This window comes from Shewanella sp. 125m-7, from assembly GCF_052977045.1.
The window spans coordinates 1-24,125 of record NZ_JBRILQ010000056.1; the positions used below are offsets into that span (position 1 = coordinate 1).

A 24,125-nucleotide genomic window follows, 5' to 3' on the forward strand; every position below is an offset into this window, starting at 1 on the left:
CCTAGAACCTAGAACCTAGAACCTAGAACCTAGAACCTAGAACCTAGAACCTAGAACCTAGAACCTAGAACCTAGAAATAAAAAAGGATGTTCCACGTGGAACATCCTTTTTATTTAGAGGACTTCATTAGCGATGAAATCCTCATTTTTTGGCTTTTTAAAGCAAAAATTAATTTCCCTAAAATTGTAAAACCTGAGCTAAGTTACTCAGATTTTAAATTTAAAAATGAATTTTATTTTTCGAAAAAGAACGTTTCTCTCTGCTTACCTTTATTTTTAGCACCACCATTTAACTGGTCCATAGTTTCAGCATTGAACAGTTTGCCATTAACCATGGTGTAAGTAACACGATCAGTTACGCGGATATCTTCCAGTGGATTACCATCGATAACAATCAGGTCGGCTAGCTTACCTTGTTTGATTGAACCAATTTGGTGATCCATTGCAAAGTGTTTTGCTGGATTGATGGTGGCCGTTTTTAGAACCTCAAGATTACTCATCCCGCCTTGAGCAAACATCCACATCTCCCAATGAGCGGCTAAACCTTCACGCTGACCATGAGCACCAATATTGGCTTTGATACCCACTTCATTTAATTCGTTAGCAACGCGAGCCACATTAAAGTGATTGTAATGTTCATCGGGTGCAGTAGGGCGACGCATGGATCGGGCATCTAAAATATCCGACGGTACATACATAGACAGACGAGGGTGAGCCCAAACATCTGTTTTGTCATACCAGTAGTTTTCACCCGAAATACCACCATAGGCAACAACGAGTGTCGGTGTGTAACCGACATCGGTTTGCCCCCAGAATTGCTTTATGTCGTTATAAACATTGGCCGCTGGTAGTGAGTGCTCAATGCCCGTATGACCATCGGCGATCATGGTGAGGTTGTGTTGCAGCAAGCTGCCACCTTCAGGCACGACCATCATCTCAAGCTCTCGTGCCGCAGAAATTACTTGTTGGCGTTGGTTACGACGAGGCTGATTGTAGCTCTTAACGCTGAAAGCACCGACTTTCTTTAGGCGCTCTAAATGGAATTTTGCATCATCGAGTGAATCTATATGAGAGGTATAACCTGGTATGTTCGCGCCATATAAAATCGTACCGGTTGAGAATATACGTGGGCCAGCAATATTACCGGCTTTCTGTTGCTCTGAAGCAGCAAAAATTTCAGTAGTATCATTTGATGGATCATGAATCGCCGTCACACCTAGTGATAGGTTTGAATACAGTTCCCAGTTTTGCTGAGGGATGATCTCATTTTCACCTTGTGCGCCGTGAGCGTGAGCATCGAATAAGCCTGGCATTAAGGTTTTACCCTTGATATCGATAACCTTAGCATCGCTTGGGATATCGATAACAGAAGCCGGGCCGACACTGACAATGTGATTGTCTTTAATGATCACCGTACCGTTTTCGATGACTTGGTCATTTTCCATAGTAATGATTTTGCCACCAACAAAGGCGATTGTTCCACGTGGAACATCTGCTTTTTGGGTGAAACCAAGATCGGTGATACTAGGTTTGGCTTTATCATCTTCGGCTTGTTGTTGATATTGCGTATCAACATTAACTTGATATAGCTCAGGGCCAAGAGTCCAATACAGCTGGTTGCTATCGGTGTTCCAGCTAATGCTTTCACCTGCGCGAACACTTAATTGCTCAACCGGAAGATTATTCGCCTTAGGGCCGATTTCAATTGTCTCGCCATGTTTAGCAAAGGGAGTGACGAAAACTTTAAAGCGTTCGGCAAAAGCTAACTGTTTACCATCAGGTGATACTCTAAACTCAGTGGCATGCTTACTGGTGTAATGCACTCGTTTCTCGAAACCGTTTAAGCCAATTGAAGCGAGCTGTGGTGTTTCACCGCTTTCCATAAAATAGACACGGTCGTTATCGGCACCAAATTGTGGTTGGTATCCTTCGGCAGTAATCTTAGTATTGTTATCACCATCAATATCGACTTGGTAAAGACCTGTTTCTTGTGACCAAGTGCGTGGAGTGATGTAACCGCCTTTGGCTTTACGGTAAACCACTGTCTCACCATCTGGAGAGAAGGTGGGTTCGACATATTTACCCGGCTCTTCGGTGAGTACCTTTACACGCTTATTGCGCACGCTTGCTAAACTAACGGTGCCTTGCTCTTGGTCATCCCAAGTAGTGAACACAACTTTCTTACCGTCGCGCGACCATTGTGGAAATAGCTCTCGCAGTTCACTATCGAGCTTAGTGAGTCGTGACATTTTGCCATCGGGCAAACTCTTAACCCAAATCTTACCTAGTGCTTCAAATGCCACTTTTTTACCATCTGGTGATACCTGCGCCATGCGTAGCATTTTCACATCGAACACATCTTTATCAAGATCTTGTGTAAAGCGAACCGCAGGCTGAACGGCGCGTTCAGCCTTAACCGTAAATGGAATTTGCGCTACAGATTTTGATTCAACATCGAGCTTGTTAATTTTACCCTTGGCCCAAAAAACGATTTCGTTATTATCAGCCGTCCAGCTCATGGTTGGATAGACACCATGAATCGCCCACGTTTCTTGCATGTCTCGGTCTAAATCGCCATATAACTTTTCAGTTTCACCAGATTTGAGGTCGAGTAGGTATAGTGAAGACTGAAAACCATCACGCTTGATGTAAGCAAGCTTTTTTCCATCAGGGCTAGGAGTTGGTCTAATCGCACCACCTGTACCTTCGATAAGCACTTCGATATCACCGGTTTGGGTATCATATCGCTTAATTTTATAGATACCTTTTACAGAATCTTTTGAATAGTGGAAGGTCTTACCCGGAGTTGCATCTTGGCTAAAGTAGATATAACGGCCATCTGGTGAATAAGCTGGTTCGCCTAGATCTTTTTGCTCATTAGGGCGCTCTGTTAGTTTTACACCGTCACCACCCGCAACGTGATGCATCCATACTTCACCAGCACCCAAGCTACGGCTGCCGGTAAAATGTTTGCGCGCCACTAGATATTGTCCGTCTGGGCTCCAAGCAGGGCTATTGAGTAAGCGGAAAGTTACTACCATCAGCTTGCATGATCCAAATATTGTCGCCACCATCTTCATCTGAGGTAAAGGCGATATATTTTCCATCAGGGCTGTAAACAGGCTGCATTTGCCATGCGATGCCTTTAGCTAATGGCTTGGCTTCACCACCAGTAATTGGCATTTGGTAAATATCACCGAGTAGATCAAACACCAGGTGTTTGCCATTTGGGCTAACACTGACGTTCATCCAGGTTCCTTCATTTACATCAATCTTTATCTGTTCAAGCGGAGCGTTTGCCGGTGCATTAACTTGCCAAGCTTGCTTATCTTCTTCGGCAATGGTTGGAACGCTGAAGCTAAGGGCGATAGCGGCATAAAGGGGAGTAAGCTTATTGTTTAGCATGCTAATCCTATGATTCTTGTTATCGTTATAAAGGAGTGACTTAATGTGTCTCTTCTTAATTGTTAATGGTAGCGCTTAATTGGACATTAAATCGTGCAACAGTTATCGCACAATTTACGTAACAGTAAAACAAAAAACCTGTTTCAATTCGTTAGCTATTAGGGAGGATGCTTGTATTCATCGAGAGGTGGTTTTAAAGGGTTGCTTGGCTAGATTGGTTTAGGTTTAATTTAATCGCAGCGACTGTGCTTATTTATCTAGGGATAAGGGCGATGGATGCAGGTCAGTGCGGTAGTCGGGGGGATATAACTCAAGTTGTAGACGGGAATGGCTGCGAGCAGCAGTTTTACTGCTCAGCCCAAGAGACCGCTATTTAGTTTAAATGAGTATTACGCTATCTTTTATTTGGATACTTGAGCCCTCAATAACACGGCAAGTCACTCCACCACGCCAGTCAGGTAATAGTGCTTTTTCGAGGCCTGGGTATGCTATTGCCATTTTCTTACAGGGATCTGTTTCGCCTGTAATCTCCAGCACCAGCTTGCCTATGACAAGTTGCTTACCGATATCTTGTGCAGAGAAACTTAAGCCATCAACGAGCAGGTTTGCGCGGCGAGTAATCCATGGGAGTTGTTTGTCGACTTCATTACAAGCGAGTTGCCATTGCTGGAGTGACATTATGGTAACTTGGCGCTTTCCGGGGCGACCAAAAATGTCGTTCTCTACCCCTTTGGCTTGAGTGACATCGGCTTGATCTACAGTAATCATTGCTCCGCATTTTTCAGTTTTAAATGCAATAGCTAATAATTCTGCCATGATCACTCCCTTTATCTACTAAGCGTGTTGGCGACTAAAGACCTTTCTTTATCAAGTATTGATAAGGTGTCGCTTCTGTTTGGCTGGCGATTAAGGTGTGATCCATAAACTCACAAAAACTTGGGATATCACGAGTCGTTGCAGGGTCATCAGCAATAATCAGTAGCGTCTCGCCATCATTCATGCGTCTAACGGATTTACGCACCATCATTACAGGCTCAGGGCAGCGTAGGCCTAAAGCGTCGAGTTGATGTTGTGCGGCATTAAATAGGTCGTTCATATTACCTCGGCTGAATGATTAAACAGAAGTGGCTAATATTACTCCAGCGTCTAAGTTTATCCAAGTGTCTGGCGTTAATTTGTGAGCTCAGGGCAATTGATTGATTTAAGCTTATGGCTATTCATTGGTTTGAGCTCAGGGCTATTCATTGATTGCAATGTTCCACGTGGAACATTGCAAAATATTGTGAGCTACTTAAGCGGTAATAGGAGCAAATTGCGCACTGAGCAGTTGCTTAATATCTCCAGGTGCTAACTCTATATCTAGCCCTCGACGACCACCGCTAACAAACATCTTATCGAGCGCAGCTGCAGACTCATCGATTACGGTTATCAGTTGTCTTTTCTGCCCAAGAGGACTGACACCACCAAGTACATAGCCAGAACTGCGCTGCACTTCCACGCCTTCAGCCATTACAGCCTTCTTAGCTTTTGTGGCTTTAGCGATAGCCTTCATACTGAGCTTTTCCGCAACAGGAATTATCGCCACAGCCAGCTGCTTTGCATCTAGCTTAACGACCAAGGTTTTAAATACTAATTCGGGAGACACTCCAATTTTTTCGGCGGCTTCTAAGCCATAAGCGTGGCAAGCTGGATCGTGTTGATACTCGTGAACTTGATGGGCGATTTTGTGTTTTACCAATAAGTCGATAGCGGGGGTCATTTGTTTACCTAATTGGCGTGCGGTTACGCTTTTTTCAATTATAGTAATTTTTCCATAACCAGCACCTTAATACCGTGATAAATCACTTGTTCTACAGCTTGCCAGCCGAGCGAAGCATATAGACCGCCTGATAACTCTTCTGTCTGTAAGTTGATGCTATTAACTCCCAATGTTTTGGCCTTGGCTATAACGGCATTAATTAATGCTTGAGCCACACCTTTACCTCTATATTTTGCATCGACATAAACACCCCCGAGCCAATGCTCACGTTCGGGGTAGATATCCATTTCATGGTAGCGAAGTTGAGCGGCGCCCATCAGTTCATTGCCATCTTGGGCCAAGATGATCAAAGGTAGTTTATCGTGATTAAGGTAATCCTTGAGTTTAAGTTCAAGCTCTTTAGTGTTTCGGCCTTCTCCGATATAACCCCACTCGTCGCTATACCACTTTGCGATAAGTGGCAGGGCTGATGGATTGTCAGCAAGTAATATAAATTTCATCGCGTGTCCTATGTCTGCCCTTGGTGGTGTTTAATGCCCTGTCTTAAGTTATGTATCAGGGGATTTAATCTAACCTTAGATTAGGGTAGTGACCGGACGTTGGCTAGGTGATTTGATTATTGCAATCAGTATAAGAAACTAAGCGATGTGGCATGTTTCGTTTATCAGTGAAGACTGGAGCTATAATGGAGCAACAAAAAAGCCAGCGTAAGCTGGCTTTTATCTATCCGCAGATGAATGCCTTATGGACGTTCGAAGATAGTAGCAATACCTTGGCCTAGACCAATACACATGGTCGCAAGGCCATACTTAGCATCTTTGGCTTCCATCAGGTTGATCAGTGTGGTTGAGATACGCGTACCTGAACAGCCTAATGGATGACCCAGTGCAATCGCACCACCGTTAAGGTTGATTTTTTCATCAACCACATCCATCAAACCTAAGTCTTTTACGCACGGTAGAGACTGTGCTGCAAAGGCTTCGTTAAGCTCGATAACGTCTAAGTCATCAACGGTGAGACCTGCACGCTTAAGTGCTTTTTGCGTGGCAGGAACTGGGCCATAACCCATAATGGCTGCATCGCAACCGGCAATAGCCATTGAGCGAATACGTGCGCGAATAGGTAAACCTAGTTCTTTGGCTTTCTCTTCTTCCATCACTAGCATGGCCGATGCACCATCAGAGAGTGCTGAAGAGGTACCCGCGGTAACCGTACCGTTCGCTGGGTCAAAAGCTGGGCGTAAACCCGATAGTGATTCCATAGAGGTTTCTGGGCGGATCACTTCATCGTGTTCAACTTTAATCAGAGCGCCATCTGCGTCATGACCTTCAATCGCCACAATCTCGTTGGCGAAGCGACCTTCAACAGTTGCTGCGTGAGCACGTTGATGTGAACGTACTGCAAATGCATCTTGTTGCTCACGAGTAATTCCGTGCATCTTGCCTAGCATCTCTGCGGTAAGACCCATCATACCTGATGCTTTAGCGACGTTGTTCGCCAGACCTGGGTGGAAGTCGACGCCATGGTTCATTGGTACATGACCCATGTGTTCAACACCACCAACGATAAAGGTGTCACCTTGGCCTGTCATAATAGCGCGTGCGGCTTGGTGCAATGCATCCATTGATGAACCACATAAACGGTTTACGGTAACGGCGCCAACTTGCTTTGGAATGCCAGCTAATAGGGCGGCATTACGAGCGATATTAAAGCCTTGCTCTAAGGTTTGCTGTACACAACCCCAGATAACATCTTCGATGGTGTTTGGGTCAAGCTTTGGGTTGCGCTCAAGTAGCGACTTCATTAGTTCTACAGATAGGGTTTCTGCGCGTACATTTCTAAATACTCCAGCCTTTGAGCGGCCCATTGGAGTACGAATACAATCTACGATAACGGCGTTTTTCATTGTTCTAATCCTTCCTGCTTAAGCCTGCTGGTAGTAGCTGCCATTATTGGCGGCTAGTTCGCGCATAGTGTCGGTTACTTGGTATAGACCCCCTAAGTGTGCATATTTGTCAGCTAGCGCCACAAAGTTAGCCACACCCATGGTATCTAGGTAACGGAATACACCGCCTCTAAACGGTGGGAAACCAAGGCCATAGACTAGGCCCATATCCGCTTCAGCAGGCGAAGCGATAATTCCTTCTTCAAGACAGCGAACTGTCTCAATAATCATTGGGATCATAGTACGAGCGATGATCTCATCTGACTCAAATGCTTTTTGCTCACCAAACTCAGCTTGAAGTAATTCATAGCTGGTTGGATCTAAATCTTTCTTTGGCTTACCACGACGGTCAACCGAGTACTGGTAGAAGCCCTTGTTGTTCTTCTGCCCAAAACGCTCAGCTTCAAACATCACATCAATCGCATCTTTGCCTGACTTCCCCATACGGTCTGGGAAGCCTTCGGCCATAACCGCTTGTGCATGATGGCCGGTATCTAGACCGACTACGTCAAGCAAGTAAGCTGGGCCCATTGGCCAACCAAACTGCTTTTCCATCACCTTGTCGATAGCCGCAAAATCAGCGCCATCAGCGAGTAGGCCACTAAAGCCAGCAAAGTATGGGAACAATACGCGGTTAACAAAGAAGCCTGGGCAGTCATTTACAACGATTGGAGTTTTACCCATCTTGCTAGCATAAGCCACAACTGAAGCAACCGTCTCTTCAGAGCTGTTCTCGCCACGAATGACTTCAACTAGCGGCATCTTGTGCACTGGATTAAAGAAATGCATACCACAGAAGCGTTCAGGCTTTTTAAGGCTCTTCGCTAGGAGGTTGATTGAGATAGTCGAGGTGTTTGAGGTGATAATGGCATCGTCACTGACATGCTGTTCAACTTCAGCGAGTACCATAGCTTTAACTTTTGGATGCTCAACCACGGCCTCAACGATAACATCAGCATCTTTTACTGGTGCATAGTCGAGCGCTGGAGTGATGTTGTTTAATACCGCAGCCATCTTGGCTGGGGTTGAACGTCCGCGTTTAACTTGTGCCGTTAACAACTTAGCGGCTTCACCCAAACCTAAATCAAGTGCTGGTTGGGCAATGTCTTTCATCACAATGGGTGTGCCTTTACTGGCACTCTGGTAGGCGATACCGCCGCCCATGATGCCTGCGCCAAGTACTGCGGCTGAGTTTACCTTCTTGGCTAGTTTACTCGCTTTCTTGGCTTTTCCTTTTACAAGCTGGTCGTTAAGGAAGATACCAATGAGTGCTTGCGCGACTTCTGTTTTGGCTAGTTTTACAAATGCTTGATGTTCAATTTGCAATGCTTCGGTGCGGCCGCACTTTGCTGCTTGCTCTACAACGCTAATAACAGCCATTGGCGCTGGGTAATGCTTGCCGGCAATTTTGAACACCATGCCTTTAGCCGTTGCGAAAGACATCATAGCTTCAAGTTTTGGTAGTGTTAGCGGTGCTTGTTTTTTTGCGCGGCGAGTCTGCCAATCTAACTTTTCTGTTAGGGCATCTTTAAGCATTCTTAGTGCTGAAGATTTTAGTTGCTCAGGTGCAACAACTGCATCAATCGCGCCGACTTTAAGTGCTGCGTCAGGACGTTGGTCTTTACCCGATGTGATCCATTCAAGTGCGTTGTCAGCACCGATAAGTCTAGGTAAGCGAACGGTGCCGCCAAAACCTGGAATAATGCCTAATTTAGTTTCTGGTAGGCCAATACGTGCTGTGGTATCTGCTATACGGAAGTCTGTTGCTAGAACGGTCTCGCAACCGCCACCTAGTGCAAAACCATTAATCGCTGAAATAGTTGGGAAAGGCAGGTCTTCTAGCTTGTTGAAAACATCGTTAGCTTGCTCAAGCCAAGAATGTAACACCGCATCTTCTTCAGTGAAAAGTCCTAAGAACTCAGTGATATCCGCGCCAACGATAAAGGCATCTTTGGCTGAACTCAGCATTAATGCTTTGATACTAGAATCTTGTTTGATGCTGTCGAGTGCAGCACTTAACGAGTCGAGGGTTGCTCTGTCTAACTTATTAACCGAACCTTGTGCATTGAAGCACAAATGCGCGATATTATCTTCGAGTAACTCAACCTCAATTGTAGGGCTTTGGTAGATCATTGCTTGCTTCCTTATCGCTTAAGTTCACTATCCAGATCATTAATAATTTTATTATCTGAATGTAACCTTTTTTGTCACAGCAGCCTAGGCCATCATTTGACCAGTTGTTGCTCAGTGTGCGACTTATCACAAAAAATTACAACACCCAATTTAAACGGTCGTTTGGTTTTCTGTGTTTCTTAAGTTATTGTCATTAATAATCATTGGCTTACATATTGCTTTAGTGGCTTTTGTTTCTGGGGTCGCCTGCAGGAGTTTAGTCGTAAAAGTGAATAGCGTGTTTGACGAAAAAAATTAATTGGCTATGTGTTAGACTGAGCCGATGTCGATGATTTGGCAAAATAATAACAATAGGGTAACTCTCATGGAACAGTTAGCGCGTCTCTATCAGGATCATATTCAAGTACTTAACCGTCGTGTTAGCGAAATCATTTCTCGCGAAAACTTATCTGGCTTAATCATCCACTCAGGCCAGCCCCATAGACAATTTTTAGACGATATGGACTATCCATTTAAAGTGAACCCACACTTTAAGGCTTGGTTACCTGTGATTGAGAATCCAAACTCTTGGTTAGTGGTGAACGGGACTGATAAGCCGCTATTGATTTTTTATCGCCCCGTCGACTTTTGGCATAAGGTCGCTGAAGAGCCGAGTGAGTTTTGGACTGAGCATGTCGACATTAGATTTCTGACCAAGGCGGATAAGGTCGCTGAATACCTTCCTGATAATATTGATGAGTGGGCTTATATTGGTGAGCATGTAGATGTTGCCGGTGTACTTGGCTTTACGAGACGCAATCCTGACTCAGTATTAAGCTACTTTAACTATCACCGCGCCACTAAAACTGACTATGAATTGGCTTGTATGCGCAAATCCAATGAAATAGCGGTGACTGGGCATCAGGCGGCAAAAGCCGCTTTTTATAATGGTGCGAGTGAGTTTGAGATTTTGCAGGTTTATCTGTCGGCTATTTCACAGGGTGAGAATCAGGTGCCCTATAGCAGCATAGTCGCACTCAACCAAAACTCAGCCATTTTGCATTACACCGCGCTTGAGCATGCGGTGCCAGCTCAGCGTCGTTCGTTTTTAATTGATGCTGGTGCAAATTTTAATGGCTACGCCTCAGATATTACTCGCAGCTACGCTTTCGAGAAGAATATTTTCGATGATTTAATTACCGCAATCGATAATATGCAGTTACAGATCATTAATCTAATGAAGCCGGGTGTGAGCTATGTGCAATTGCACGTTGAAACTCATTATAAGTTAGCGCAGATCTTGTTGGATTTTGATATTGTCAGCGGCGATGCTCAAGGGTTGGTCGAACAAGGGATCACCAGTGTGTTTTTCCCCCATGGATTAGGGCATATGTTGGGCATACAGGTTCATGATATGGGTGGTTTCCTTGGTGACGATAAGGGGACCCATGTTGCGGCGCCAGAGGCGCATCCGTTCTTGCGTTGTACCCGAGAGTTGGACGTTAATCAGGTACTAACGATTGAGCCTGGGGTTTATATTATTGATTCTTTATTAAACGAACTAAAACAGGATAAACGCCAATCGCAAGTAAACTGGCATACAGTGGATGCATTACGCCCATTTGGCGGTATTCGTATTGAAGATAACGTGATTGTTCATGGCGATCGTATCGAGAATATGACCCGTAATTTGGGGCTTAATCGTTAGGTTTAAGCCATATTGCTGACTATGCTTGACGATAAAAGGCTTAGAGTAATTAGTTGAGAATAATATTTTGAGTGAAAGTTATCTCATCCCCGCAGCGGAGTTATTGATTGAAGAAGAGATAAAGCATAGTCGCTTTATCTCTTTTCTATTTCACTGCCAGTCTGCTGAAGAGCTTAAGTGTGTACTTACTAACCTGAAGGGGGAGTACTCGGGGGCTAACCATTACTGTTACGCATTTGTCGCAGGAGCGCCAAATGACTGCATTAATATTGGATCTAGCGATGATGGTGAACCTTCAGGCAGTGCTGGTCGGCCAATGCTCGCAGCCTTACAGGGGGCCAACATCGGTGAAATTGGTGCCATAGTCATCCGTTATTTCGGTGGTACCAAGCTCGGTGTTGGAGGATTGGTTAGGGCATATAGCTCAGGCATTAAACAAGCGATACCTCAAATTGAGACGCGGCTAAAGCAGAACCGTTATCCCGGAAAGTTAGTCTGTGAGTATCACCAACTTAAGGATGTGGAGCATATTTTAGCTCAGTTTGATGTGTTGATTGAAGATAAAGAGTTTAGTGACAAAATTATGCTTCAGTTTGCTATACCTAAGATTTTTAAGGAACAGTTGAATCTTGATTTGGCTACCATGAGTAAGGGACAGTTAACCGCGGTATTTGCCGACTAACGATACGGCAAACTTAAGCGCTCTTATAAGCGTAGATTCAACGATTCATTTAACTTCTGACTGATTAGCGCCATTTTGTGTGAGTTCCTACAAACACTAAGTGATTTTTTATAATCGAATAGCAAGATTATTCAAGCTTGCGAATCGGTTGTGAACATTTTTTAATAAGTATGCGAAAATGCGCTTGAGCAAAGCGCTAGCGATGGATACCAATGCAATATCGAACAATTATAAGAATTACTGGCCTATTGATGGGGCTGTTTTCTTTATCTTTACTTCCTCCAGCTCTTGTTGCTGTTATCTATAAAGATGGCGGCGGCATGGCATTTATTCAGGCCTTTGTATTGTGCCTGATTTTGGGTTTTACATTTTGGTATCCCAACCGTTCGCATCGTAAAGACTTACGAACTCGAGAAGGCTTCCTATTAGTCGTCATGTTTTGGGTGGTGCTGGGCTCCATCGGTGCAGTGCCATTTATCTTCTCTGGTCAACCCTCCCTTAGTTTAACCGACAGTTTCTTCGAGTCATTTTCTGCGCTGACGACGACGGGAGCAACAGTGATTGTTGGTCTAGATAGCCTACCCAAAGCGATTTTATTCTATCGCCATCTGTTGCAATGGCTGGGTGGCATGGGAATTATTGTATTGGCGGTGGCTATTTTGCCGGTGCTTGGTGTCGGTGGTATGCAGCTTTATCGTGCCGAAATGCCCGGACCTGTTAAAGACAGTAAGATGACCCCGAGGATTGCCGAAACAGCCAAGGCGCTGTGGTATATCTATTTGGCACTAACGATTGCCTGCGCCCTTGCTTATTGGCTGGCAGGGATGGATGTGTTTGACGCAATTTGTCACTCTTTCTCGACCATAGCTATCGGTGGCTTCTCTACTCACGACGCGAGTATGGGATACTTTAATAGCCCAACCATCAATATGATTTGTGTGGTGTTTCTGCTGATTGCCGCGTTGAACTTTAGCCTGCATTTTGCCGCATTTTCTCGTCGCGGTATTAACTTGCGAGTCTACTTTAGAGACGCTGAGTTTAAGGTGCTAATTGCAATTCAGTTGGTGCTAACGGCCATCTGTTTTGTCACACTTTATGGCTCGGGTATTTATGACTCGGCCGAAGAAACCTTTGATTACGCCTTATTTCAGGCTGTATCAATTTCAACGACTGCCGGTTTTGGTACCGAGAGCTTCCATGCTTGGCCGCTGTTTTTACCTATTCTATTGATCTTTTCTAGCTTTATTGGTGGCAGTGGTGGTTCTACCGCCGGCGGTATTAAAGTGATCCGGGTGATTTTGCTATTACTGCAAGGCTCTCGTGAACTTAAGCGTTTAGTTCATCCTCGCGGCATGTTCTCAATTAGAATTAGTGGTAATGCACTGCCTGATAGAGTTATCGATGCGGTGTGGGGCTTCTTCTCGGCTTACGCCTTAGTCTTTGTAGTATGTATGCTGATCTTAATGGCGTTAGGGATGGACGCGATTACCGCCTTTAGTGCCACAGCCGCCTGTTTGAACAACCTTGGCCCTGGGCTAGGTGAGGTTGCAAGTAACTACGCCAGCATAGGTGATGGTGAAAAGTGGGTACTACTGTTTGCCATGTTATTTGGCCGTTTAGAGATCTTCACCTTGCTGATCTTATTTACCCCTACATTTTGGAAGAACTAAATCGTGGGGAGTTAATGATGACACTAATGGCTAAGCTGCGGTTAATTTTCCGCGAGTATAGTGAGCTGAACACAGAGCGTTGACCTTAGCTTTAATTAGGGTCTTAATCGAGTTTAAGATGATTTTGAATCTAGTTTGAATCAGAAAACAGTAGGAAATTAATGAACAATACTCTAATTATTTATTCGACAGTTGATGGCCAAACTAAAGCGATTTGTGAGCAAATAAAGAAGATTAATCAAGCGCAGAACGCCAAGGTGACTTTAGCCTCACTCGATGAAGCAGAGTCTTTAGGTTTAGCACAATTTGATAAAATCTTAATTGCCGCTAGCATTCGCTATGGTAAACATAGGCCTGAACTGTATCAGTTTATTAATCGTCATCACGCAGTACTCGATGCAAAACAGAATGCATTTTTTTCTGTGAATGTGGTTGCTAGAAAGCCAGAAAAAAATACTCCAGAAACGAATCCGTATATGCAGAAATTCCTCACTCTATCGCTTTGGCAGCCACAGCAGTTAGGGGTATTTGCAGGCAAGATTGATTATCCAAAATATCGCCTGTTCGATAAGGTGATGATCCGCTTTATTATGTGGATGACCAAAGGTCCAACCGATACTAGCGGCACCTTTGAGTTTACCGATTGGCATAAAGTCGATGAATTTGCCCACGCATTTGCCGAGCGCTAAAACGGTAAGGGTTGCGAACAAAAAAGCCTGCTAAGTAGCAGGCTTTTCTATGTCTAAAATACAGTCGATCTTAAAGAATGTGCGTTAAGCGCAATACTTGCGATGCAAGATAGAGATCACTTCGGTGACCTGTTCATTCTTTAATGTGTAATACACTATCTGAGAGCTTTTGCGTGTAGCAACTAAGTCTTCAGCGCGCAATACCGCTAAATGCTGTGATAGGGCTGACTGGCTAAGCGGCACGGTTTTATTTAACTCGGTAACGCTGAGCTCTTTATCCAGTAAAAGGCACAAAATCATTAATCGATATGGATTCGCGATGGCCTTAAGCCATTTCGCTGCACTTTCGGCATTGGTGACCATTGCGCTGGCGTCGATTTCTTTTTGCATACGGTTACTTACTCCATCGCCTTTGATTAGTTTATTCTAATTGAGTTGGTCTTATAAAACAATCTACATGTGGATCATACTTGTGGATTGCGCTTATCTCAATTTTTGATGCTGATAATATGAGCTATACCTAATTTGTGATCGATTCTCCTTTAAAATCTATGATTAGCTGTAACAATGCATCAATAGAAAATTTTCAATTGGAATCAAGATGAAATCAGTTCTGGTACTTTATTATTCTCGTGGCGGGCATACAGCCAGAATTAGCCGCGCTATGGCCGATCACCTTGTGAGTGAAGGGCATCAGTGCGATATGATGCATATTAATGAAGCTAAGGCTGAAGGTATTGACTGGGCAAAATATGATGTGGTCGCATTGGGGGCTTGCGTGCTTTATGGTAGCTATCATAAGTCGGTATTTGAGTTTGTTGAGCAGTATAAAGCAGACTTAAGCGCTAAGCCTTCGAGCTTTTTTAGCGTTAATGTAGTCGCTCGCAATCCAGAAAAACGTGTGCCTGAAAACAACAAGTATCTGCAAAAGTTTATAGAGCTGTCAGCGTGGAAACCAACAGATGTTAAAGTGATTGCAGGTAAGGTTGATTACCCATCTTGGCGTTGGTACGACAGAATGATGATCCAGCTAATCATGAAAATTACCGATGGTCCAACCGATCCTAAGTCTGTTATTGATTACACCGATTGGCAAGACGTAAAAGTCTATGCCGATCACCTGATTAGCTTAGCGAAATAGACTTCTGAAATAACAAGCCGCAATGAATGCGGCTTTTTCTATACCCGTTGTAGCGGATTAGTATTCCCAGAATTGCGGGTGGAATAAAACCGCAACGGTTAAAATCTCGAGTCGACCTAATAGCATGCCTATTGCTAGGGCCCATTTGGCTACGTCGGGTAGGCTGGAGAAGTTTCCTGCAGGCCCTATGGTGTCGCCTAATCCCGGGCCAACATTACTTACCGCAGTAATCGCGCCAGTAAAACTAGTGATAGGGTCTAGCCCTGTAAGGACTAGAATTATCGACAGTGCGATGATTACCGTCATAAATAACATAATAAAGGTGACTAGCGAGCGAACAATATCTCCGCGAATAATGTGGTTGTTATAGCGCTCTTTAAATACACCATTAGGGTGGAATTGCTGTTTTAATTGATCGCGCATAATGACGTTAGCAATTTGAAAACGGAAGATTTTAATGCCGCCAGAGGTCGAGCCAGAACAACTACCGACAAACATTAAGAATAGAAAGGCGATATTAGCCAGCGCCCCCCAGGCCGTGTAATCCGTGAGGCCATAACCTGTGGTGGTGACTACTGAAACCACATTAAAACTGACGATACGAAGGGCATCGAGTGCTGCAATGTCTCTGGTACTCCAAAACCATAATGCCAGTGAGCAAGAAATTAAAACCACAAACTTTATGAAGCCTTTTACCTGCGCATCATTCCATACTTTTAGCGAACGTTGCTGCACCATATAGACAAACATCAGCAGGGGTAAGCCGCCAGCGAGCATAAAGGTGGTGCCAACCCATTGAGCCTCATCTGAAAATGCAGCCATTGAACGATCTGAGGTTGAATAGCCCCCAGTAGATAGGGTGGTCATGGCGTGATTAATCGCTTCAAACCAGGTCATACCGCTTTGGTGATAGGCAGCAAAACATAAAAGAGTCAGTATGATGTAAACAATGAATAGGCTCTTGGCCATATATTGAGTACGCGGGGTTGTTTTGTCACTCCAGTCGGAAGATTCAGTTCTAAATAAACGCATACCACCGACGTTTAAGAAAGGTAATACGGCCACTGCCATTACAATAAAGCCTATCCCACCTAACCACTGTAGCAATGAGCGCCAGATCAAGATGCTGTGGTCCATGGTGTCGAGGCCAGACAACACCGTCGAGCCCGTCGTGGTAATACCTGACATGGTTTCGAAGAAAGCGTCGGTATAGTTGATGCCGTGATACAAGGTGAAGGGCATTGCTGCAAATAGACTCACGATAAACCATGTGAGACTGGTGAGCAGGAACATATCTCGAATATTAAGGTGAAGTTTTCGGCTTTGACCTTGGTGCATACAGAAGCTGGCTGCAGAGCCTGTGACCAGAGATGAGATCATGAAGGCACCAACAGTTTCTTCACCATAGTAGAGGGCAAAGACGCCGGGAATTAACATAAACGCAGTGAGCGTTGAGAGGAAAATTCCTAAAATAAATAGTAGAGGACGATAGTTCAGCATAATGTTTTATACCAATCTAAGTAAAAAGGTGCTTAGTTTTGATTCTTTCAGTTGGTGCAATTCAAGTCATATTAATGACTGGCTTATTAAGCCAACATCAACGTATCGTTGGCTTAATAAGGTAAAGCAAGTATTGACGCTAGGGTATGCTTTAAAAGAAAAAAGCGCTCGGCTGGAACAGCTTTTCTACTTCGCCAATAAACTTCTTGTTTACTAAAAACAGAATAACGTGATCACCTTGTTCGATAACGGTTTTATCGTGGGCCATGAGCACTTCTTCGTCGCGAACGATAGCGCCAATGGTGGTCCCTGGTGGTAATTTGATTTCGCTGATCTGCTTTCCAACCACTTTAGAAGTATTTGAATCACCATGAGCAATCGCTTCGATTGCCTCTGCAGCGCCGCGACGTAGCGAGTAAACATTACAAATGTCACCTTGGCGAATATGAGTCAGCAATGCAGAAATCGTAGCTTGTTGTGGAGAAATAGCGATATCAATATTCGCTTCTTGCACAATATCGACATAGGCCTCGCGCTGAATAAGTACCATGACTTTTTTAGCGCCCATACGTTTGGCGAGTAATGCTGCCATGATGTTGGCTTCATCGTCGTTAGTCACCGCAATAAACACATCAGTTTGGTCAATATGCTCTTCAAGCAATAGCTCTTGATCTGAGGCGTCGCCACAAAATACCGTCGTGTTTTCTAGTTTTTCTGATAACTCTTCCGCGCGCTCTTGCTTACGCTCAATCAGTTTTACGGAGTGGTTGCGTTGTAACTTTTTCGCTAGTCCCAAACCAATATTACCGCCACCGGCGATCATAATATTGCGATAAGAATTATCGAGCTTCTGCATCTCACTCATTACCGCGCGTACGTGGCGACTGTCGGCCACGAAGAACACTTCGTCATCGGCTTCGATAATGGTGGTGCCGCGAGGCATAATTGGACGACCCTGTCTAAAAATAGCGGCAACTCGGGTATCAATATTCGGCATATGCTCGCGCAGCGCTGCGAGTGCATTACCCACTAATGGGCCGCCATAGTAGGCACGCACGGCAACTAAACTTAGTCGGCCTTCGGCAAACTCGAGCACCTGTAATGCTCCAGGGTATTCAACAAGGCGAGCTATGTAGGCGGTCACCAGTTGCTCTGGTGCTATTAGCTCATCAATAATAAAACCGCCACGAGGGCGATGTTCAGCATTCTTGGTTTCGCTGTCGATAAACAGTTTATCGCGCAGACCTAGGTATTGTTCAGAACGAATTCGGGCAATTTTAGTCGGCGTACCATAAAGTGAGTAGGCAATCTGGCATGCTGCCATATTGCACTCGTCACTATTGGTTACCGCAATCAGCATATCTGCGTCTTCGGCGCCAGCCTCTTTCAATACACTTGGGTGAGCACCATGACCCACGACCACCCTTAAATCGTACTTATCTTGTAAGCTACGTAGGCGGTTTTTGTCGGTATCGACAATGGTGATGTCATTGTTTTCGCCAACTAAGTTTTCGGCTAATGTACCGCCAACTTGTCCTGCACCCAAAATGATAATTTTCATTGCCGTACTAATCCTTCACTAGGCGAGCGTAATAAAAGCCGTCCATGTTGTCTTGCCCTGGAACAATTTGCCAACCAATGTCGTCTGGATTAGCTTGCTCTGCTATTGGAACTAAGGTCGCGTCAGGTGTTCTGGCTAAGAAAGCACTGACTTGATCTTTGTTTTCCTGTGGCAAAATCGAACATGTTGCATATAAGAGTGTGCCACCTGGCTTTAACCACTTCCAGCAATGATCGAAAATTTGTGACTGTAATTGCGCCAACTCTTCGATATCGTTGTTCTTTCTAAGCCATTTAATATCGGGGTGACGACGGATAACCCCCGTTGCAGAGCAAGGGGCGTCAAGCAATATACGGTCAAATTTGTCGCCCTGCCACCATGAGTCGATATTGGCCGCATCGCCATGAAATAGCTCGGCGTTGAGTGACAATCTATCGAGGTTCTGCTGCACACGCTCAAGGCGTTTTGCGTCGAAATCTACCGCAACCAGCTTAATGTTGGGTGCCAATTCCAATAAATGACAGCTTTTACCACCCGGAGCGGCACAGGCGTCGAGTACGAGTTCATCGCCTTGTGGTGCTAATAAGGTTGCTGCCCATTGAGCCGCACCGTCTTGCACTGATGCTGCACCAGTTTCAAAACCGGGTAGCTGCATCACATCTCGTGGGCTGCTTAATAGGATTGAGTCAGGGCTATTGCCTGCTTGAGCTTCAATATCCATACCTGCAAGCGCTTGCAAGTAGGTGTCTCTTGATTGCGATTGCTGATTGTTACGCAACCACATAGGTGGGCGCTCATGGCTTTGCTCTATCACCGCTTGCCAGTTGTCTGGGTACGCAGCTTGTAAACGCTTAATGATCCAGGCGGGGGTGTTATAGGCTAAAGTGTCATTTTCGGTGGAGAGTGGCTTTTCTTGGCGCTGAATATTACGCAAGACACCATTAACCACTTTAACTAAGCCTTCGAACTTAAGTTGACGACAGGCTTCGGCTGTCTCAGATATCGCTGCATGGCTTGGGATTCGGGTGAAGTACAGCTGATAGCAACCAACAAGTAATAGTTGGTGCACTATGCGTTGTTTGCCCTTCATAGGCTTGCTCATACAGTCGCTGACTTGTTTGTCTAACTGCGGCAAATGACGCATCACGCCATAGCAAAGCTCGGCAAGTAGCGCCTTGTCTTTACCACTGTCGAGATGTTTTTGCTGATCGGGTAGTGCCACAGAAAGTGAGATACCTTTTTCTAACACCTGAAAAACGACCTTAGCGGCCAAAGCTCTTAAGTTCATTAGTGATTAAGCCTCTTGATTGTCAGTGCTAGTAAGAACGGTTCCTGGGGTAAACCAGTCAGCTCTAGAGTTGAGGATGTCGGCAACATTTAATGGTTTTTTACCTGGAAGCTGCATCTGGGTGATGATTAACACGCCTTCACCCGTAGCGATGCTAATGCCACTTTTATCGGCTGACAAAATTGTGCCGGCTAGCGCTGTGCTGGTCTCATCACTCACATAGCTTTGCCATACTTTGATGGTGTTGCCTTCGTGTGCGTAGTGGCTAACTGGCCAAGGGTTAAAGGCGCGAATTTCACGCCATAATGCCGTTGCCGATTTAGACCAATCTAGGCGAGCTTCCTCTTTTGACAGCTTTTCTGCGTAATTGGCTAAGCTTTCATCTTGCTTCTCAGCAGGAAGATTATCTTCTGCAATAGCCGCTAATGCTTTAATCAGTGCACTTGGGCCTTGCTCTGCTAGCTTGTCGTAAAGGGTTGCTGAAGTGTCAGTGTCTTCGATTTTTAGCTGCGTCTTTAACAGCATGTCACCGGTATCTAGGCCAATATCCATCTGCATAATGGTGACGCCCGTTTCACTGTCGCCAGCCCATAGTGCACGTTGAATGGGGGCAGCGCCACGCCAGCGTGGCAAGATTGAACCATGAACATTGATGCAGCCAAGTCGAGGGGTGTCGAGCACGACTTTAGGCAAAATTAACCCGTAAGCAACCACAACCATAATGTCAGCGTTTAAGGCGGCAAGTTCTGCTTGAGCGTCTTCGTCACGTAGCGATTTAGGTTGATAAACTGCGATGTCATTTTCAAGCGCTAATGCTTTGACTGGGCTAGCTTGCAGTTTTTTACCGCGGCCAGCAGGTCTATCTGGCTGGGTGTATACGGCAATAACGTTATGCTCTGAATCAATTAGCGCTTGAAGATGGCGTGCAGCAAAGTCAGGCGTTCCTGCAAAAATGACATTTAATGGTTTCAAAAATTTATCCTTGTTTAGCGTCTAGACGAGCCGCTTTTTCGAGCTTCTGTTTGATGCGTTGACGCTTAAGTGGTGATAGGTAGTCAACAAACAGTTTGCCTGATAGATGGTCTAATTCATGTTGTAAGCAGATAGCAAACAAATCATCAGCCTCTAAAGTAAACTCGTTACCATCGCGATCGAGTGCTTTGATTGTGACGAACTCGGCGCGATCTACTTTGGCGTAGATGCCAGGAACAGATAAACAGCCCTCTTCGTTACAAAAATCACCGCTTTTGGCTGTGATTTCCAAATTGATGAACACTTTAGGGCGTTCAATTTCATCTTGAAGATCCATAACGATAAGCTGATGATGATAATCAACTTGGGTGGCAGCTAGGCCAATTCCCTTCTCTTCATACATGGTTTCGAACATATCGTCGATTTGTGTTTGAAGGGCAGCGTTAAACTCTGTTATCGGCTTTGCTACGGTACGTAATCTTTCGTCGGGAAAACGTAAAACTTTTAATAAACTCATATCTAAACTCTTAACAAGTCTGTCAAATTTGAGCCAGTTAGTTATACTGACTTTGGCTAATGGCTCAATTTTAGTCGTTAGCGGCATTCAATAACAGCAAAAGCTCTACATATACTCTAATAAAAGAGCAAATAGCATGGATACCCTGATGAAACGGTTAATATTACTTGCTTCACTTATAGTTGGTTGCACTTCTGTTTTCGCTGATACCTTAACGCTAAAGTCGGGATATCCTGATTCTTATGTGGTTAAGAAAGGTGATACCCTTTGGGATATCTCAGCATCTTTCCTAAACGATCCTTGGCGCTGGCCTAAGCTGTGGGGCGTAAACCCTCAAGTAGCGAATCCACACCTTATCTACCCTGGCGACAAACTGACTCTGGTGTTTATCGATGGTGAACCGCGCTTGGTGGTTAAGCCTCATATCAGAAAGAGCCCCCAAGGCCGCATCTCAGCTAAAAATGGTGCGATTCCGGCAATAGACCTGTCTCTAATCCAACCCTATCTATTACAAAACAGAGTCGTTGATGCTGATTGGTTCGAGCAACAACCCAAAGTCATGGGCGGTGAGAGTCCTTCTAATTTCCACGTGGCATCTGACATTATTTATGTGCAGGGGGAGCTAGCGGTAGGTGACAAGCTTGGCGTTTATGTTGATGGCCGAACATTCAAGAATAGTGACGGCGAAAATCTAGGACTCGAAGTGATTCTATCGGCGTCTGGTCGAGTGGTTGAGTCGGGCCCAATCTCTAAGGTGGAGTTACTGAGTAACCTGCAAGAAACTGCGGCCGGCTATCGTGTTCTACCGATTGAAGACGATTCGTTAATGCCTGCGTATTTCATGCCTCGAGCGGCAGAGCTTAAAGAGCCTGCAAGCGTATTGGCATCGGGCAAAGATATTCGTGAAATGGGTAAGCTCGATGTGGTTTACCTAGATAGAGGAAACGTCGACGGGCTTGAAGCTGGGCAAGTGTTTTCTATCTTTAAAGACGGTGAAGTTGTGGTTGTTGATGGGGATGGTATCCCCGTACAACCCCATGACCGTAATCGCTATGAGAAGATGCTCGCTAATATTTCGTCAGATAATGCAGTAAAAATGCCTGATCTATACCGTGGTAAGTTGATGGTTTTTAAAGTCTTCGATAAAACCAGTATGGGCATCATTTTAGTCAATGAGCGTCCTGTACGAGTGGCTGACAAACTTACTATTCCTGATTCGCTGATTAGTAGCGAATAGACTAAGGTTAGATATACCGACGCTATCGATGCCATCTTAATGATGGCATTGGCTTTTTAAAGGATAAACCATTAACGATAAACTGGTCGATTGGCTAGTTGTTTCAGCTGTATCTGGGCTAGGACCCGCCCGGATTAAACAATTAATAAACTACATGGATGTAGCAGAGTTAAGGCAAAGGTTAGCGCATGAACCACAAGCGCTGCCATTACCAGAATCGTTACTACAATCTAATTTATCTCCTGACTATGCATTAGTTGATGCGGCCTTAGCTTGGCAGCAAGCGGCAGATACTCATCATTTGCTCTGTCTTAGTGATCCTCTCTATCCACCGTTATTAAAGCAAATAAACGATCCCCCCGCCGTGTTGTTTTTAAAAGGTAATCTTGATGCGCTATTGTTTCCTGGGATCGCCGTTGTCGGTAGCCGAAATGCGACCCTTGGCGGCAAAAAAGTGGCTTATGAACTAGCCGCTCAATTAGCCTCACATAGTCTGGCGATAATAAGTGGTATGGCGCTAGGAATTGATGGCGCTGCCCACCAAGCGGCAATCGATATTGAAAAGCCTAGTATTGCTGTTTTGGGGGCTGGGGCAGATGTGATTTACCCTAAGCGTCACACTCGTATCTACCACGATATTCAAAAAGATGGCTGTATATTGAGTGAGTTTTGGCCCGACGTTAAGCCCTTTTCTGGAAATTTTCCGAAACGAAATCGCATTATCAGTGGTCTAACTATAGGGACCTTAGTGGTTGAAGCAAGCTTGAGAAGTGGTTCATTGATCACTGCGCGACTCGCTACTGAGCAGGGGCGTGAGGTGTTTGCTGTACCAGGGAGTGTGTTAAGCGGTCAAAGTGAAGGGTGCCATAAATTATTACGTGATGGTGCTAAGTTAGTCGAGTCTGTAACCGATATATTGGAAGAAGTTACCGCTTTATCACAGTTTCACCTTGAAGAACTCAAGGCGTGCCACCATATAGGGGGAGAAAGCGCCTCTGATTTGCCATTTTTCTCGCTGTTAGCTAGTGTAGGCTATGAGACTACAACAATAGATGATGTAGTTGAGCATAGCGGAAAAACCATAGAGCTAGTATTGGAGCAATTGCTTGAACTCGAGCTGCAGGCTTGTATTACTGCGGTCCCTGGTGGTTACATAAGACTAAAGAGGAGCTAGCCATGTTTGATATCCTCATGTATTTATTTGAAAACTATGTTCATAGTGAAGTGGAATTCTTAGTAGATGAAGACGAACTCACGAAAGAACTGACGCGTGCTGGATTTCATCAAAGTGAAATTATAAAGGCACTTTCTTGGTTAGAGCGCTTAGCTGAATTACAGGAAGCGGGGACGCCGTACCTCTGTAATCATGATCAGCAATCATTCCGCATTTACACTAAAGCTGAAATGGAAAAAATTGACGTCGAAAGTCGTGGGTTTTTACTGTTTTTGGAGCAGATTAAAGTGCTCAGTGTAGAGATCCGCGAAATGGTCATTGACCGTGTGATGGAAATCGACGAGCCGACATTGAATCTTGATGATATAAAATGGGTTATCTTGATGGTGCTATTTAATGCGCCGGGTAATGAATCAGCCTATGAGCAGATGGAAGATCTTATCTTTGAGCAGCCTGACGGCCGCTTACACTCATAACGGCATTATCGTTAATAAAAAGAAAGGAGGCTAACGCCTCCTTTTTTGTGTCTGGCGATAAATGTTCCATACATTTATTCGCATTTCCTCTATCCCTAGAGGTCAGAACACTTATGCCAATTTGCCATGGATGGATACAAATTGGCTTTGTACATGGATGTACGCTACTTCACCCAACATCAGCCTGAACGCAAGGATTGCGTAGGAAGGGATTTGTGTCTGGCGATAAATGTTCCATACATTTATTCGCATTTCCTCTATCCCTAGAGGTCAGAACACTTATGCCAAT

Annotated in this window: 20 protein-coding genes and 1 pseudogene; 8 read left to right on the plus strand and 13 right to left on the minus strand. The window is 44.7% G+C overall.

Annotated elements, in window-relative coordinates; genetic code table 11:
- Positions 1 to 233 precede the first annotated feature (233 nt).
- The 7 genes and pseudogenes from ACVBIL_RS18775 to fadB form a co-directional block, all read right to left on the minus strand.
- A pseudogene (locus tag ACVBIL_RS18775) lies at positions 234 to 3,405 on the minus strand (amidohydrolase family protein).
- 378 nt (positions 3,406 to 3,783) lie between these two features.
- Positions 3,784 to 4,221, minus strand: a complete 438-nt coding sequence (locus ACVBIL_RS18780; protein ID WP_447168462.1) for an MOSC domain-containing protein — start codon at positions 4,219 to 4,221, stop codon at positions 3,784 to 3,786.
- 34 nt (positions 4,222 to 4,255) lie between these two features.
- Positions 4,256 to 4,501 carry a sulfurtransferase TusA gene (tusA, locus tag ACVBIL_RS18785; RefSeq protein WP_447168463.1) on the minus strand — a complete coding sequence of 82 codons (246 nt, stop codon included), beginning with the start codon at positions 4,499 to 4,501 and terminating at the stop codon, positions 4,256 to 4,258.
- 195 nt (positions 4,502 to 4,696) lie between these two features.
- Complete coding sequence (gene ybaK, locus ACVBIL_RS18790; RefSeq protein WP_447168464.1) at positions 4,697 to 5,164, minus strand: Cys-tRNA(Pro) deacylase; 468 nt, start codon at positions 5,162 to 5,164, stop codon at positions 4,697 to 4,699.
- 38 nt (positions 5,165 to 5,202) lie between these two features.
- The gene (locus tag ACVBIL_RS18795; RefSeq protein WP_447168465.1) at positions 5,203 to 5,664 is read right to left on the minus strand and encodes a GNAT family N-acetyltransferase; all 462 of its coding nucleotides are present in this window, start codon (positions 5,662 to 5,664) and stop codon (positions 5,203 to 5,205) included.
- Between the two features lie 242 nt (positions 5,665 to 5,906).
- Entirely contained in the window at positions 5,907 to 7,070 is a 1,164-nt protein-coding gene (gene fadA / locus ACVBIL_RS18800; protein WP_447168466.1) for an acetyl-CoA C-acyltransferase FadA, read from the minus strand.
- 18 nt (positions 7,071 to 7,088) lie between these two features.
- Complete coding sequence (gene fadB, locus ACVBIL_RS18805; RefSeq protein ID WP_447168467.1) at positions 7,089 to 9,242, minus strand: fatty acid oxidation complex subunit alpha FadB; 2,154 nt, start codon at positions 9,240 to 9,242, stop codon at positions 7,089 to 7,091.
- Between the two features lie 364 nt (positions 9,243 to 9,606).
- On the opposite strand from fadB, the gene pepQ reads away from it, so the two are divergent.
- From pepQ to hemG (ACVBIL_RS18825), 4 genes are all read left to right on the plus strand, one after another.
- Positions 9,607 to 10,929, plus strand: a complete 1,323-nt coding sequence (gene pepQ / locus ACVBIL_RS18810) for a Xaa-Pro dipeptidase (protein ID WP_447168468.1) — start codon at positions 9,607 to 9,609, stop codon at positions 10,927 to 10,929.
- Positions 10,930 to 10,996: 67 nt separating this feature from the next.
- A complete protein-coding gene (locus ACVBIL_RS18815; protein ID WP_447168469.1) occupies positions 10,997 to 11,611 on the plus strand; it encodes a YigZ family protein in 615 nt (204 codons plus the stop codon).
- Between the two features lie 212 nt (positions 11,612 to 11,823).
- A complete protein-coding gene (locus ACVBIL_RS18820) occupies positions 11,824 to 13,281 on the plus strand; it encodes a TrkH family potassium uptake protein (protein ID WP_447168470.1) in 1,458 nt (485 codons plus the stop codon).
- A gap of 161 nt (positions 13,282 to 13,442) precedes the next feature.
- Positions 13,443 to 13,970: a menaquinone-dependent protoporphyrinogen IX dehydrogenase gene (gene hemG / locus ACVBIL_RS18825; RefSeq protein ID WP_447168471.1), complete on the plus strand. Its 528-nt coding sequence runs from the start codon at positions 13,443 to 13,445 to the stop codon at positions 13,968 to 13,970.
- A gap of 84 nt (positions 13,971 to 14,054) precedes the next feature.
- Here the strand turns inward: hemG (ACVBIL_RS18825) and ACVBIL_RS18830 are convergent, their stop codons facing one another.
- On the minus strand, positions 14,055 to 14,360 hold the full coding sequence (locus tag ACVBIL_RS18830) for an ArsR/SmtB family transcription factor (protein WP_447168472.1): 306 nt from the start codon (positions 14,358 to 14,360) through the stop codon (positions 14,055 to 14,057).
- A 211-nt stretch (positions 14,361 to 14,571) separates the two neighbouring features.
- Between ACVBIL_RS18830 and hemG (ACVBIL_RS18835) the strand changes: the two genes are divergently transcribed.
- The gene (gene hemG, locus ACVBIL_RS18835) at positions 14,572 to 15,111 is read left to right on the plus strand and encodes a menaquinone-dependent protoporphyrinogen IX dehydrogenase (RefSeq protein WP_447168473.1); all 540 of its coding nucleotides are present in this window, start codon (positions 14,572 to 14,574) and stop codon (positions 15,109 to 15,111) included.
- A 57-nt stretch (positions 15,112 to 15,168) separates the two neighbouring features.
- Here hemG (ACVBIL_RS18835) and ACVBIL_RS18840 read toward each other — a convergent pair whose 3' ends face one another.
- From ACVBIL_RS18840 to def, 5 genes are all read right to left on the minus strand, one after another.
- Positions 15,169 to 16,611, minus strand: coding sequence for a TrkH family potassium uptake protein (locus tag ACVBIL_RS18840; protein WP_447168474.1), 1,443 nt, complete (start codon positions 16,609 to 16,611; stop codon positions 15,169 to 15,171).
- A gap of 151 nt (positions 16,612 to 16,762) precedes the next feature.
- Positions 16,763 to 18,172, minus strand: a complete 1,410-nt coding sequence (trkA, locus tag ACVBIL_RS18845) for a Trk system potassium transporter TrkA (RefSeq protein ID WP_447168475.1) — start codon at positions 18,170 to 18,172, stop codon at positions 16,763 to 16,765.
- 7 nt (positions 18,173 to 18,179) lie between these two features.
- Entirely contained in the window at positions 18,180 to 19,460 is a 1,281-nt protein-coding gene (rsmB, locus tag ACVBIL_RS18850) for a 16S rRNA (cytosine(967)-C(5))-methyltransferase RsmB (RefSeq protein ID WP_447168476.1), read from the minus strand.
- Positions 19,461 to 19,466: 6 nt separating this feature from the next.
- Positions 19,467 to 20,432 carry a methionyl-tRNA formyltransferase gene (gene fmt / locus ACVBIL_RS18855; protein WP_447168477.1) on the minus strand — a complete coding sequence of 322 codons (966 nt, stop codon included), beginning with the start codon at positions 20,430 to 20,432 and terminating at the stop codon, positions 19,467 to 19,469.
- 4 nt (positions 20,433 to 20,436) lie between these two features.
- A complete protein-coding gene (gene def / locus ACVBIL_RS18860; protein WP_447168478.1) occupies positions 20,437 to 20,949 on the minus strand; it encodes a peptide deformylase in 513 nt (170 codons plus the stop codon).
- Between the two features lie 136 nt (positions 20,950 to 21,085).
- On the opposite strand from def, the gene ACVBIL_RS18865 reads away from it, so the two are divergent.
- The 3 genes from ACVBIL_RS18865 to ACVBIL_RS18875 all read left to right on the plus strand — a co-directional run bounded on the left by ACVBIL_RS18865 (position 21,086) and on the right by ACVBIL_RS18875 (position 23,836).
- Positions 21,086 to 22,186 (plus strand): LysM peptidoglycan-binding domain-containing protein, encoded by a 1,101-nt coding sequence (locus tag ACVBIL_RS18865; RefSeq protein ID WP_447168479.1) that lies wholly within the window; start codon positions 21,086 to 21,088, stop codon positions 22,184 to 22,186.
- A gap of 154 nt (positions 22,187 to 22,340) precedes the next feature.
- Positions 22,341 to 23,360: a DNA-processing protein DprA gene (dprA, locus tag ACVBIL_RS18870; protein WP_447168480.1), complete on the plus strand. Its 1,020-nt coding sequence runs from the start codon at positions 22,341 to 22,343 to the stop codon at positions 23,358 to 23,360.
- A 2-nt stretch (positions 23,361 to 23,362) separates the two neighbouring features.
- Positions 23,363 to 23,836, plus strand: a complete 474-nt coding sequence (locus ACVBIL_RS18875) for a DUF494 family protein (protein ID WP_447168481.1) — start codon at positions 23,363 to 23,365, stop codon at positions 23,834 to 23,836.
- The last annotated feature ends 289 nt before the right edge of the window (positions 23,837 to 24,125 follow it).

What these genes read in the sequence shown, in the direction of transcription:
- ACVBIL_RS18865 (WP_447168479.1), top strand. Translation starts at nt 21,086, where the DNA reads ATGGATACCCTGATGAAACGGTTAATATTACTTGCTTCACTTATAGTT.
- trkA (WP_447168475.1), bottom strand. Translation starts at nt 18,172, where the DNA reads ATGAAAATTATCATTTTGGGTGCAGGACAAGTTGGCGGTACATTAGCC.
- fadA (WP_447168466.1), bottom strand. Translation starts at nt 7,070, where the DNA reads ATGAAAAACGCCGTTATCGTAGATTGTATTCGTACTCCAATGGGCCGC.
- hemG (WP_447168473.1), top strand. Translation starts at nt 14,572, where the DNA reads ATGAAATCAGTTCTGGTACTTTATTATTCTCGTGGCGGGCATACAGCC.
- ACVBIL_RS18795 (WP_447168465.1), bottom strand. Translation starts at nt 5,664, where the DNA reads ATGAAATTTATATTACTTGCTGACAATCCATCAGCCCTGCCACTTATC.
- ACVBIL_RS18875 (WP_447168481.1), top strand. Translation starts at nt 23,363, where the DNA reads ATGTTTGATATCCTCATGTATTTATTTGAAAACTATGTTCATAGTGAA.
- ybaK (WP_447168464.1), bottom strand. Translation starts at nt 5,164, where the DNA reads ATGACCCCCGCTATCGACTTATTGGTAAAACACAAAATCGCCCATCAA.
- hemG (WP_447168471.1), top strand. Translation starts at nt 13,443, where the DNA reads ATGAACAATACTCTAATTATTTATTCGACAGTTGATGGCCAAACTAAA.
- def (WP_447168478.1), bottom strand. Translation starts at nt 20,949, where the DNA reads ATGAGTTTATTAAAAGTTTTACGTTTTCCCGACGAAAGATTACGTACC.
- ACVBIL_RS18830 (WP_447168472.1), bottom strand. Translation starts at nt 14,360, where the DNA reads ATGCAAAAAGAAATCGACGCCAGCGCAATGGTCACCAATGCCGAAAGT.
- ACVBIL_RS18780 (WP_447168462.1), bottom strand. Translation starts at nt 4,221, where the DNA reads ATGGCAGAATTATTAGCTATTGCATTTAAAACTGAAAAATGCGGAGCA.
- fadB (WP_447168467.1), bottom strand. Translation starts at nt 9,242, where the DNA reads ATGATCTACCAAAGCCCTACAATTGAGGTTGAGTTACTCGAAGATAAT.
- pepQ (WP_447168468.1), top strand. Translation starts at nt 9,607, where the DNA reads ATGGAACAGTTAGCGCGTCTCTATCAGGATCATATTCAAGTACTTAAC.
- rsmB (WP_447168476.1), bottom strand. Translation starts at nt 19,460, where the DNA reads ATGAACTTAAGAGCTTTGGCCGCTAAGGTCGTTTTTCAGGTGTTAGAA.
- tusA (WP_447168463.1), bottom strand. Translation starts at nt 4,501, where the DNA reads ATGAACGACCTATTTAATGCCGCACAACATCAACTCGACGCTTTAGGC.
- ACVBIL_RS18820 (WP_447168470.1), top strand. Translation starts at nt 11,824, where the DNA reads ATGCAATATCGAACAATTATAAGAATTACTGGCCTATTGATGGGGCTG.
- dprA (WP_447168480.1), top strand. Translation starts at nt 22,341, where the DNA reads ATGGATGTAGCAGAGTTAAGGCAAAGGTTAGCGCATGAACCACAAGCG.
- ACVBIL_RS18840 (WP_447168474.1), bottom strand. Translation starts at nt 16,611, where the DNA reads ATGCTGAACTATCGTCCTCTACTATTTATTTTAGGAATTTTCCTCTCA.